The 12,631-nt window shown below is 68.5% G+C and carries 7 protein-coding genes; 5 read left to right on the top strand and 2 right to left on the bottom strand.

Annotated elements, in window-relative coordinates; translation table 11 throughout:
* Positions 1–201 precede the first annotated feature (201 nt).
* On the bottom strand, positions 202–618 hold the full coding sequence (locus tag RHOSA_RS25515; protein WP_156092686.1) for a hypothetical protein: 417 nt from the start codon (positions 616–618) through the stop codon (positions 202–204).
* A 122-nt stretch (positions 619–740) separates the two neighbouring features.
* Here RHOSA_RS25515 and RHOSA_RS0110405 point away from each other — a divergent pair, with 122 nt between their 5' ends.
* The gene (locus RHOSA_RS0110405; RefSeq protein ID WP_027288614.1) at positions 741–2,831 is read left to right on the top strand and encodes a site-specific integrase; all 2,091 of its coding nucleotides are present in this window, start codon (positions 741–743) and stop codon (positions 2,829–2,831) included.
* Positions 2,832–2,841: 10 nt separating this feature from the next.
* The gene (locus RHOSA_RS25135) at positions 2,842–4,344 is read left to right on the top strand and encodes a hypothetical protein (RefSeq protein WP_156092684.1); all 1,503 of its coding nucleotides are present in this window, start codon (positions 2,842–2,844) and stop codon (positions 4,342–4,344) included.
* Between the two features lie 431 nt (positions 4,345–4,775).
* Here the strand turns inward: RHOSA_RS25135 and RHOSA_RS21835 are convergent.
* A protein-coding gene (locus RHOSA_RS21835; RefSeq protein WP_156092682.1) for an IS3 family transposase occupies positions 4,776–5,944 on the bottom strand; the annotation gives its coding sequence in 2 pieces (ribosomal slippage) (positions 4,776–5,680 and positions 5,680–5,944; 1,170 coding nt in all).
* A gap of 218 nt (positions 5,945–6,162) precedes the next feature.
* Between RHOSA_RS21835 and RHOSA_RS25130 the strand changes: the two genes are divergently transcribed.
* The 3 genes from RHOSA_RS25130 to RHOSA_RS0110375 are packed head-to-tail and all read left to right on the top strand — an operon-like array spanning position 6,163 to position 12,513.
* Positions 6,163–6,438, top strand: coding sequence for a hypothetical protein (locus RHOSA_RS25130; protein WP_156092680.1), 276 nt, complete (start codon positions 6,163–6,165; stop codon positions 6,436–6,438).
* Position 6,439: 1 nt separating this feature from the next.
* A complete protein-coding gene (locus RHOSA_RS0110380) occupies positions 6,440–9,139 on the top strand; it encodes a PD-(D/E)XK nuclease family protein (RefSeq protein ID WP_051432035.1) in 2,700 nt (899 codons plus the stop codon).
* On the top strand, positions 9,136–12,513 hold the full coding sequence (locus RHOSA_RS0110375; protein WP_027288610.1) for a UvrD-helicase domain-containing protein: 3,378 nt from the start codon (positions 9,136–9,138) through the stop codon (positions 12,511–12,513). Before RHOSA_RS0110380 ends, RHOSA_RS0110375 begins: the two co-directional genes overlap by 4 nt.
* Positions 12,514–12,631: the final 118 nt, after the last annotated feature.

Raw genomic sequence — 12,631 nt, 5'->3', positions numbered from 1 at the left:
CCATGCGTGCCCTGCCCCGGTCCATACAGGATGATCAGCGTGGGTGCAGCCTGGGTTTCAGAGGTTAGCACTTTGCAACCCATTGACGTGCGCGCGCGCTGATACCCTCAGCGCTCGCTCCCCCACGGCTGGCTCCCAGGGTCTGGCTGGGTCCCGTTCTTCACCGGCGTTATCGAGGTCAGCGGCGCCGCGGCCGGTGCTTCAGGCCCGTACAACAAAATTCGCCAAGCCGCGTTGTGACGCTCCGGGAAATCGATATCTCAAGATCGAGTCCCTTTTTTTTCCCGGAGCCCGACCATGACGAAAAAGCAAGCGGCCGAGCGCCTCGGCTATTCTGAAAGGCAGGTCGAGAGGTTCGTCGAACAGGACCTGCTCACCCGAGGTGGAACGTACCGAAAAGCTTTGTTCGATCCGGACGAGGTCGAGGCGCTGCGCCAGCGCCTGCTTGCTGGCGATCTGATCCCCGGAAACCGGCGCGGTTGCACGCCCGAAGAGCAGCCCTGATGCCTCGGTCGAACCCGCCGATTGGCGTGCCAGAAAAAACAACAGGTTACGGGAACTGGACGCCGACAGGCGGTTTTCACCCGCACGGGGTGGCACCGCCCCGGTGGCGTCCATGTCGCGACCTGGCGGCGTCCGGCGGCGTCCGGCGCGATCTGGCGCAAACCGCCGCGCGTCCAGTGCCAGAAATCGCGGCGCGCACCCATATCGCCGGCACGACACCCTGACGGAGTACCCGCATGAGCCAAGCCCGCCCGGCCCGCGCCGTGCCGACGCCCTCCCCGGCCGCCGCCGCATTACGGTCCTACTGCCAGGAAACCGGTACGTCCATGCGCGCGCTCAGTCTGGCGATCGGGCGCGGGCCAAAATACGTCGCGGACATCTGTGGCGGGCGCAGTCGCTACCCTGATGTCGCTGGGCTCCGGGCGCTCGCAGAGCACACCGGCCTGCCGCTGACCGTTTTGACAGGGCGCGACGAGACCGTTCCAGCCAGCGGTAACGAGGCCCTGGCCTCGACGGTGCGCGCGGGGCTCTACATGACCGACGTGCTTGCGGCCGTGCGCGACGATGACACGCTGGCCGCCGGCACCCGGGACAAGCGCATCCGAAACATCAAAGTTTTCTGCTGTGACTGGATGAAGCGAGATCCCGGCGCCGTGCCGGCCGACGCCCGCTGGCTCTCGAACCGCATGCGCGAACAGGGCTGGGGACCGGCTGCACTCGGCGTCAAACAAAAAAGATGGAACGATGTGCTGTCGAGCGTCCGCTGCGGGCTGGAGACGGCCCGCGCGATCCCGCGCCAGACCAAGCCGATCATGGGCGTGAGCGCCGACTGGCGGGCGCTGTACGACCAGATCGACGAGAGCTGGCTGGCGACCAGCCTGAGTCCTCTAATCCGGTACTGCGACGCGCAAGACGTCCGACCGGCTGACGTAACCGATACGACGATCGCTTCATATATGGCGTTCCGCGACGCCTACGACCTCTCCACGCGCTCACCGCATCGCAAGCTTGCCAAACTCAGGAGCGCCTGGAACTACGCAGCAACCAGCATCGATGGCTGGCCTGCCGTCACGATCACGCTCGGCGCCCGAGAGCGGCTGGATCTGCCCTGGAGCGCGTTCCCCGGCAGCTTCCAGGAAAGCTGGCTCGCGTACGCGGCGTCGCGCGGCGTTCCGGGATACGCTGACCACGAGCAGATGACGCTGCTAGAACGCGCGCGGGCGCGCCAGCCGCGGCATCAGGCCGAGCTCGACGGCCAGATGCGGCTCGGCGACCTCACGCCGCTCGAAGACAGCACGCTGCGCGCTCAGCAAGGAAGCGTGCGCTTTCTGGCGTCAGCCGCTGTGCGCACGGGCCTGGTCACGGCGGACGAACTGGCGAGCATCACGGACATAGCGTCGCCCGAGCTGGTCGCCCACGTCATTCACGAAGATGTCTCGCCCCGCCTCGGGCTGGCGACCGGTTACGCAGATAACCTGGTCAAACACGCATCCTCGATCGCCAGACGCTGGGTGCCGGATATCACCGCCGACGAGCTTCTAACTTTCCGGGCGCTCCGTGCCGAGCTGGCGACCGAACGGGAGGACTCAGACGGCCTGTCGGATCGTGATCGCCGGCGTTTGGCGCCCTTCCTGGGCGACGCCGAAACCATGGCGCGCCTTCTCAGCCTGCCTATTTGGATCATCAAACGGAACGAGGAACAGAGGCAACGCGGATGTCCTGTGACCAGGGACATGGCCCGCGACGTGCAAGCGGCTGTCGCCATGCTGATCGAGCAGACCCTGCCGGTCCGTTGGGGCGATCTGACCCGGACCTTACTCGACACCAACATCATGCTGCCGGCAAAGCCCGGCGGCCCCGCGATGCTCTACTACCGGATCAGCAAGACGAGGAAAAAGGGCCGACGCAAGCAACAGGCCCGCCTCAGCGTCGGGAAGGCTGAGCTGATCCGAACGTTTATCCTCCACTACCGCCCCCTTCTTGCTGCACACGATCGGCTGAACCCGCATCTTTTCCCCGGTCAAATCCCAGGTCAGCCGACTACGCGCCTCGGGGCCGATGTCCGGGCGAGGGTTTACACTTGGCTCGGACACACGGTGAACCCGCACCTTTGGCGAAAGTTAATGGGCGGGTACCTCCTGCTGCAGACGTCCGACATGAAGTTGGTCGCCGATTTGCTCGGTCACGTCGAGGGTTCGCGGGCGACCCGGGTGTACGTCGAGATGAAGAGCGCATGGGCGGCTCAAGCACTCGATGACCACGTCACCCGGCTCGTCGAGCACACACGGATGCCGGACGACATCCGGCGTCGAATCGCCAATCTTTAAGAGCGCACGCATGCCCGCCGCATTCCCGTCCACGCCGGTCGACAGTTGGCCCGATCAAGCCCGCACACGATGGTCGTCGAGCCGGGTCCCACAGGACTGGTCCCCCAGGTACCGCCAGCGCATCGCCCGAGCGTATGGTCGTCTGCTCGCGCACGCTGGCACGCCCGACCTCGGGAAAGATGAAGTCACCGATGCGGTCGATGCCTTCTGCGCTGACGTCGAGGCGACCCTAAAGCCTTCCTCCGCGATCACCTATACGGAGGAACTCGTATATGCCCTCGTTATCTTGTACCCCGACGTCGACTGGACCCCGTTTCAGGCGCGCAATCGCGATCGCCGCGCAACACTGAGAAGAGCCCGTGAAAGTGCGCGTCAGGGCCGAACCGAGCGTGGCATGCGGCGTGAAGGCGAGTACTGGCCCGCCGAACAGCGACAACGCCTGGCGCAGAGTAATGTCCGCGTGTCGGACCGCCTCCGACAGCGTGCAAAATCTTCGCAGTGGACGCCGCGGAGCAAGAGGCAGCCGGGCCCAGCAGCGACGGATGCCCCGGTGGCGAAGAGCACGGCGAACTGGTCACCGGCGCGGCGATCAGCAGTATTCGCGACGTGGGACCGCTACCAGCGTCTGGCCGCTCAACACGATTTTTCCCAAATCCCGACCCCCGACAGCCTGGACGCTTTCGTCAAAGCGGTCGTCGGCGAAAACTCGGATATCTCCGATGTCAGCCTCGCCGACTACGTCGGCCGGATCTACGCTGCCTGCCGGAGTCTTTACCCGGAACAGGGCTGGGCCTGGCTCAAGCACGACTGGCGCGCAATGGCACGGCTGGCCGAAGCCCGCCGAGATAAACGCGCGCAGTTCGTTCCGATCGATGAGCTCTACCTCTTCGGTATCCGGATGATGCACCGCGCGGTCGACATGCCTCGCACGGTGGAAGCAGCGACTATGTACCGGGACGGCCTTTTCATCGCCCTGCTCGCTTTGCGACCGAAGCGCCGATCGAACATCACGTCGCTGAAGGTTGGCGTCACACTTCTGCTGGCCGCCGAAGGGACACCCGAGACGATCGTCTTCGCGAGGACGAAGAACGGGTCGCCTTCGACCACGCCCTACCCTTCCCAGCATCTCGGCGTCTATCACGATATCTGGTGGCAACAGTTCCGACCGATCCTGCTCGGTGATCGGCCGGACCGGGGCGACGTCTGGATCGGAAAACAGGGCGAAGCTGTCCGACACGACCAGTTGTGGCGCCAGATGCGGAAACGAACCGCCGCTCCGGAGCCTGTCGGTCTGGGAAGAGCCATCGGCGTGCACATCGTGCGGACGATTTACGCGACCAGTATCGCGGAGGCGATTTCTGATCCGACGTTGCTTCGCCTGACGCCATGGATGCTCGATCACCGGGACCCACGCTCGATCGAACCGTACAACCTGCACGCCAGCGGAATGGCAGCGGCAGCCGAACTTGAACGAGCGGCTGACCTCCTGCGCCACAGAGATCAGCGCCCATAGGATGGCCTGAAAACTAGACAGGCCCGCACGATTGATCTGCCAACTCGCAGGCACCTGAAGCAATCGCACCGACAGCTGAAATTGCGAGCCCGTACACCCGCACATTGGTGCCGTGCGGCTGTGGTAACGGCGGCCGATACAGCCGGTTGATGTTGTCAACACACCGGTACAGCGGCCTGTGCGCTGCCACGCGACGCGCTGCATAGGGCCAGGCCGCCCTCTGTCCAAACTACCGGATAAAAAATCGCCAAGGCCTCAAAAAAATTGGAACGATGAGCTGCCCAAAATCCCGAGCCGTCCCCAAGTCGTGATCGAGAGTTGCCAATTGACAACGACGAGAGGAGACGACCGATGTCCGGAAACATCCTAGTGCATTTCGCTGTCGGCGACGGCGACGTGGCCTGCCCCCGATGATCGTGCCACCCGCAATGTTAGTGCAGGAGCACGCTTGAGGCATCGGGCGGGCTGGCGGAGCGTAGCGGAGCCAGACCGGCCGATGCCGGGTCGATCGCCTCGGGCGCCGGCGGCCGGTACCCGAGGGCGCTGTGCGGGCGGCAGCTGTTATAGTGCTGCCGCCAGCGTTCGATCAGGATTTCGGCTTCCAACAGGGTATAGAAGATTTCCCCGTTGAGCAGCTCGTCCCGGAGTTTGCCGTTGAAGCTTTCGCAGTAGCCGTTCTCCCACGGGCTGCCCGGCTTGATGAACAGCGTGCCGACATTCAGGCGCTGGAGCCATTCCCGCACGGCCTTGGCGCAGAACTCCGGGCCATTGTCGGAGCGAATGTAGCCCGGCGGTCCGTGCGCCACGAACAGCTCGCCGAGCAGCGCCAGGACGTCGTCCGACTTGAGCGAGCGCGCCACCAGGATGGCCAGGCACTCCCGGCTGAACTCGTCGACCACCGTGAGCATGCGGAACGGCCGGCCGCCGTGCGTGCGGTCCTGCACGAAGTCGTAGGCCCAGACGTGGTGGCGCCACTCCGGCCGCAGGCGGATGCAGGACCCGTCGTTGAGCCACAGGCGCCCGCGCTTGGGCTGCTTGGTTGGCACCTTCAGGCCCTCCTGCCGCCAGATGCGTGCCACGCGCTTGGTGTTCACCGCCCAGCCGTCGGCGCGTAGCAGCGCGGCGACACGCCGGTACCCGTAACGGCCGTATTCGCTGGCCAGCGCTACGATGTCCGCGGTCAGCGCTGCCTCGTCGTCCCGGCGTCGTGGCACATGACGTTGCGTCGAGCGGGCCTGGCCGAGCACCCGGCAGGCCCGACGCTCGGACACGCCGAGCAGCTGGCGAACGTGTGCCACGCAGCGCCGACGGCGGGCAGCGCTTAGAAGTTTCCCGACGCCGCCTCCTTGAGGATCATCTTGTCCAGCGTCAGATCCGAGACTGCCTTCCGTAGCCGTGCGTTCTCCCGCTCCAGCTCTTTCAGCCGCCGCGCCTGGTCGACCTTGAGGCCCCCATACTCGTTGCGCCAACGATAGTAGGTCTGCTCCGTGACGCCAATGGACCGGCAGACCTCGCCGACCTTCTTGCCCTGCGCCAGCAGCACCTCGGCCTCGCGCAGCTTGCCGATGATCTCCTCCGGGGAACGCTTCCGTCGTGCCATCTCCGATCTCCTCGAAAACCAGACGCTCTCTTATAGCGCCTGGAACGGTTTGAGGGGATCAGGCCATGGCCGCTTCGAAGTTCGCCGTCAGCGCGACGACTCCGTTGTTGCCTACTACCAGGAAGGCGCGGTTCTCGCCGTGCAACTGAGCGATTAGCCGGGAACACGTTTCTCCCAGTCCTTGCTCTGAACCCACCCAACCATGTGGAGAAGCCACCATGATGGCTCTGATCATTGGCCCGTACTACTACGAGGTGCTCGCCGTGCTCACCGACACCGTGGAAGCGTCTGGCGGACTAATCCGCTGGCAAGAGGGCGTGCCGATTCGACGAGAAGATGGCTGGTACCAGGCGACGGTCTGGCTGCCGCGATCATCCCGGATCACGGCTGCCGAGGTACGGGAACGCGCTGAAAAGCGCCTTGGCAACGCCTCAGCGCCAGGACCACGACATCGGCATGAGGAGGGTGGGAAGACAAGCGGTTGCAACCGTTGATATGTTAGACAAGGTGGTCAAGACCCGATCAGGGGACCAAGCGTTGCGCCGAACATTTATCGTCGATTCCGCGCTCGCCGCCCGTGAGGCCCGCACCCGCGCCGCCCGCGACCGCGACCACGGGTGCCAGGTGCTGAGCGTCGACCAGGCGGCCGCCCGGCTGGCCGGCGGCTTCCTGCAGCCCATCCCACGAGCGCACCTCCAGGACGCCATCCAGCAGGCCCTCGCGGACACGGACATCGGCCCGCTCAACCCGGTGCGGGAGCTCCCGGGCATGACCCGCGCCACGACGGTGACGCTGCAGCGCGCATGGGACGCTGATCTCGACCTCGCGAACGGGGACGCGCGCCAGCGGGCCCTCGCGGCACTGGACGCGGCGGCGTGCGCCCGGTTGCGGCCGTCCATGCGTCGGCCGCGCGACCTCGCGGATGCCGCCCGGGCGCGGCTCGCACACGCGCCAGCGGTGCTCGGGCCCGTCACCGTTCACCGCGTCCCGGACTTGCCACCCATCTGGCAGCCTTTCCTGACGGCCCTGGCCGAGTTCGTGACCGTCGACTGGATACCCGGCAGCCGGCCCGCGCCGGACTGGATCCCGGGCACCGCGATCCGGCTCGCCGAGCCGGAGCCTGCGACGCCTGCCCGGACGGCTGTCAGCTGCGCGAACGCGCGGCACGAGGCGATCGAGGCCCTGCGCTGGGCGCGCGAGCTGATCGCCGCGGGTCACGCTCGCCCGCAGGACATCGCCATCGCCGCAGCGAGCCCGGCCGACTGGGATGTGCACTTCCAGGCGATGAGCCGGGACGCCAACATCCCCCTCCACTTCGCCCACGGCCGGCCCGTCGTCTCGTGCGGCGAGGGCCAGGTCTGCGCCGCGCTGGCCGAGGTCCTGCTCAACGGACTCACCCAGGACCGCGTGCGCCGGCTCGTCCCGTTGCTGCACAGCCAGTGCGGTCGGCTGCAGGACCTGCCGTCGGCCTGGACGCGGGTCCTGCCGCGGGACGCGCCGTTGACGAGCGCCCGCCTGTGGCGGACTTACCTCGCCCGCGTGACCGAGTGGCCGGACGGCTACGACTTCTCCGTCGAGCTGATCGATCTCGTCGAGCGTCTGGAGCTGGGTCCCGAGCACGCCGGCGAGGTCGGCGAGGCACTGCTGTCGGGCGTCAGCCGGACGATCTGGCGCCAGGCGCTCGCCGAGGGGCCCGCCGATGCGCTGGACGTTACCCTCCAGGGCCTGCGCCTGCCCGACGAGGTCGACCCAGCGGGCGCGATCATCTGGGGCCCGGCGAGCACCGTTGCCGGCGCCCCGCGCCCGTACACCCGGCTGATCGGGGTGACCAGCCGCGCGTGGCCGCGGCGGCACGGCGAGGACCCGCTGCTGCCCGACCACGTCGTGCGCCAGGAGGACCTTGATCCCGTGCCCGTGCCGGAGCGCGACGAGCGCGACTTCCGTGCCCTGGTCACCGGCGCGTCGACGTCGGTCGTGCTGTCGCACAGCCGCCGCGACGCCGAGGGCCGTCAGCTCGGCCCGAGCCCGCTGTGGCCCGACGACGTCCCCGTCACCTACCTGGAGCGGGCCCGCGTCGCCGAGCACGTGATGAGCGAGGCCGACCGGCTGCTCGCCCGGCCCGACGAGTTCCGCCAGACCGCGCTGGCGCGCAGCACGCGCGCTTGCTGGCGCGACTGGCACGTCGACGAGGTGACGGCCCACGACGGCCTGATCCGCGCGAACCACCCGATCGTCGCGGAGGCCCTCGCCCGGCCGCAGTCGACTGGGGCGATCCAGCGCATGCTGCGCGATCCGCTCGGCTACGTCTGGCGCGACATCCTCCGGTGGGAGGAGCCGGCGGCGGACGAGGAGCCGCTGGTGCTCGACGCCCTTTCCTTCGGCAGCCTGGTCCACGCCGTCTTCCAGGACGCCACGCGCGCACTCGAGGCCGGCCCGGGTATCGCCAACGCGAACGCTGAGCAGATCGCGGGGGCCGCGCGCACGGCCGTCGAGCGCATCGCGCCCGACTGGACGGAAAAGTACCCCGTGCCGCCGGCGCTTATCTGGCGCCGTCACCTGCGCCAGGCCGAGGCAGCCGTGCCGGCGGCCTTCGCCGCCGAGTTTGGTGACGGCGGTCCGGGCGCCCTGCCCGATCAACGGAGCCTGACGGAGATCCCGTTCGGCCAGACAGGCTGGCGCGACGACGAGGGTTCCGGCGACACGCCGCCGTGGGACGTTCACGCGTCCGTACAGATCCCGGACACGCAGGTCACCATCAACGGCCGCATCGACCGGCTGGACCTGTCCGGTGACGCGGATGCGGCCGCAGTGGTCGATTACAAGACGGGCAAGCTACCCAAGGGACGCATCGAGGTCCGCGGCGGCAAGGAGGTGCAGCGCTGTCTCTACGGCTTCGCCGTGACGGCCCTTCTGGGCGGGACGCCCGTGGACGCGCGCCTCGTCTACCCGTTCGCCGACAAGGCGCTGACGCTGGACGATCCGGCGGCGACGCTGAGGACCCTGGCCGACTACATCGATCTCGGCCGGCAGCAGCTGCTGCAGGGCCTCGCGCTGCCCGGCGACGGCACGGAAGACAAGTACAACGATCTGCGCTTCGCGCTGCCCGGCGACGCCAAGGACCGGTACTTCCGTGACAAGCGCGGGCTGTTCCGGGCGCGCCTGGGCGAGCTCGTCGACGCCTGGAGCCTGCCATGACCCTGATCGACCAGGACGCCCGCACCACCGCGCTGGTCGCGCACGACCGCACGCTGCTCGTCGAGGCCGGCGCCGGGACCGGCAAGACCGCACTCATGGCCGGCCGGGTCGTCCGGCTGCTGGCCGACGGGCACGACCCGGCCAACGTCGCGGCGATCACCTTCACCGAGCTCGCCGCCGGCGCCCTGCACCAGCGCGTCACCCGGTTCGTCGACGGCGTTGTCCAGGACGATGTCCCGCGGGAACTGGCCGCGGCGTTCCCGGGCGGTCCCACGGACGCGCAGGCGGCGAACCTCCGGACCGCGCGCGGGCGGCTCGATCGTCTGAGCTGCACGACGATCCACGGGTTCTGCAAGCAGCTGATCGGGCCCTACCCCGTGGAGACGGGCACGGACCCGGGCGCGACGATGATGGACCCGGCGCAGACGGACATCGTGTTCGACGAGCTGCGTGACCGTTGGCTGCGCGAGCACCTGTCCGCCGCCGGCAACGGACCGTCGGACGCCGACGACCTCCTGGCGCACATGCTGTTCCGGGACCCGGATCACGCGATCGCCAAGATCAAGGAAGGCGCCGCGATCCTCCGACGCAACCGCACCGCCGGGCCGCCGCCGGTGACCCTCGACCGCGCCGACCTGGCCGACTTCGAGGCGGCCGTCGATACGCTCGCCCGCAACGTCAACGGCCTAGGCGAGGAGAGCTGCGACACCTTGCTGGGAGAACTGCGGGTTCTCCGCGAAACGCTCGCGGGCGCGCTCGATAGCGGACCCGACGCCGCGGGCCTGCTGACGCTCGCGGAGCCGCCGCGGATCTCAGCGATGAAGAAGGACACGACGGCGTTCCGGGCCTGGGGCCGGAAGGGCAAGGTCGTCGCGGCCGGACAGCGGCGCGGCGCGTCCAAGGGCGAGGCCGAGCGGGCGAACACGGACGCCCAGGCCGCCTACGCGGACGCAGAGACCGCCCTCCATGCGCTGCTGGAAAAGGCGTCCGGCGCCCTCGCCGCCGGTTTCCTGGGCGCACTCGCCGAAATCCGGGAGCGATACGCCGAATACAAGCGCAACGCCGCGCTGATGGACTTCGACGACCTGCTGTACGCGGCGCGCGACCTCCTGCGCGACCACCCGGATGTCCGGAAGAAGCTCGCCGAGCGGTACCAGAAGGTCCTGGTCGACGAGTTCCAGGACACCGACACGATCCAGGCGGACATCCTGTGGCGACTCACGGAAGTCGCGCCCCAGAAGTCCGCCGACGCTTCCTGGACCGAGCGGGTACCGGAGCCGGGCCGTCTGTTCCTGGTCGGCGACCCGAAACAGTCGATCTATCGCTTTCGCGGCGCCGACATCGCCGCCTACACGGCCGCGCGCGACGCCCTGGAAGCCGGCGCCGGCGAACGCCTGACGGTGACGGCGAACTTCCGCTCCCAGGCCGGCATCCTGGACTGGGTCAACACGACCTTCGCCGATCCGCTCTCGGCTGCCGACCAGCCGGGCTTCGAGGCGCTCTCCGCGACCAAGACGGACGCCGAGGGCGATCCGCCGCGCGTCACCCGGCTCGACGTCACCGTGGAGAGCTCGGATCCCGACAACGACCCGACCGTCGACGACATGCGCCGCGCCGAGGCCACGGCCGTCGCCGACCTATGCCGGCAGCTCGTGGGCTCGCACCCGGTGAAGGACGACGACGCGGAGGGAGGCACCCGGCCGTGCCGGCCGGGCGACATCGCCTTGATCGCGCCCGTGGGCACCTCGCTTTGGATCTACGAGGCGGCGCTGGAACAGGCCGGTCTGCCCATCGCCACCCAGGCCGGCAAGGGCGCGTTCCGCCGCCAGGAGGTGCTCGACCTGATTGCGCTCGCGCGCGTGCTCGCCGACGGGCGCGACACCCTGGCGCTGGGCGCGCTGCTGCGCGGGCCACTCGTCGGGCTGACGGAGGAACAGCTGCTCGACTGCGTGCACGCCCTGCCCCGGGATCCCGAACGGGCGGACCGCATCCCGGCGCTCAACCTCAACGCCGACCCGGACGCCCTGCCCGAGCCCGTGGCAGCGAACACGCTGCGGGTGCTCAGGGGGCTGCGCGCCCGGGCCCGGACGACCACGCCATTCGAGCTGATGGCGGAGGCCGTTGAGGAGATGCGCGTGCGCCCGATCCTGGAGCGCCGCCACCCAGGCGCGGCGGAACGTGCGCTGGCCAACGTGGACCTGTTCCTCGAGCTTGCCCGGCCCTACGCCGTCCGCGGTCTCAAGGCGTTCGCCCGCGACATGCGCGACAAGTGGGAGGTTTCCGCCGGCCAGTCGGAGGGGCGGCCCGACGCCCAGCAGGAGGCGGTGCAGGTGATCACCATGCACTCCGCCAAGGGCCTGGAGTGGCCGGTGGTGATCCCCGTCAACGCGGTAGGCGCGCCGCAGTCAGAGAACGGACCGCAGCTGCGCCGGCCCGACGACACCCTGCACATGCCCGTCGCCCGGATGGGCCCGCCGCCACCGGACTACAAGGCGACGCTGGATCAGAACGAGCGCGAGCGCGGGTCGGAGCGGGTGCGCCTGTGGTACGTCGCCTGCACGCGGGCAGCCCAGCTGCTGGTCCTACCCCACGGCGACGCCGGCACCGACGCAAACGCCTGGGACAAGATCGTGGACCTGGGGGTCGACGCCCTGCCGGGCCTGGACACCAGCGGCTTCGCGCCCGGGCTGCCCGAGCGATCGGCGCCGGCGACCAACAACCAGGACGCTGAGACCTTCCGCGCCGAGGCCGAGCGGGTGGCGGCGGCGCGCCCGACGATCCGCCGGCGGTCGCCCAGCCGCCACGAGGGCTACGCCGGGGACGGCGAGGCCGAGGTCGTCGTCTTCAACGACGAGGACGGCCCTGTCGTCGCCGGGCCCGCCGCGATACAGGGGTCGACCACCCGCGGGCTGGTCATCCACAAACTGCTCGAGGAAGTGCTGACGGGCGAGACGCCGGAGACGGGCCTGGTCGACCGTGCGGGTGATCTCCTGGACCAGCTCGGTGTCGCACCGGCGGACGACCCGTCCGAAGGGCCGGTGCCCTTGGAGATGGCCGGTACCGTCGAGCGCGCCCTCGCCTGCCCTGAGATCGCCGAGATTCGCGACATGCTCGTACCCGAGGTCGCTGTGATGGCTTCAAATGTCGACGACATCGTTGAGACGATCCTCACGGGGATCGCCGACGCTGTCGCTACAGACGACCAGGGATGCCCGACGGTTGTGGTTGACTGGAAGTCCGACGTCGCCGCCGACCTAAAAAAGCGGGAGCAGTACCGCAGCCAGCTACGCGACTATCTCAATGCGCTGGGCGCGCAGCGGGGTCTGATCGTTTACGTTACCGACAGCAACGTCGAACGGGTCGTCGCGGACTGAAACCGGGGGCGATAAGGTATCGGCACAGCAACCCGGGCCCGCGACACATCGACCAGAGACGCGCGGATCCAGTTCCTGATGTACCCACCGGCACATCGCCTGCTCGACAGAATGCAAG

It is taken from the genome of Rhodovibrio salinarum DSM 9154 (assembly GCF_000515255.1).
Taxonomy (GTDB): domain Bacteria; phylum Pseudomonadota; class Alphaproteobacteria; order Kiloniellales; family Rhodovibrionaceae; genus Rhodovibrio; species Rhodovibrio salinarum.
Note: the sequence above shows the minus strand (reverse complement) of the source record. Positions and strands in the feature narration are given on the sequence as shown.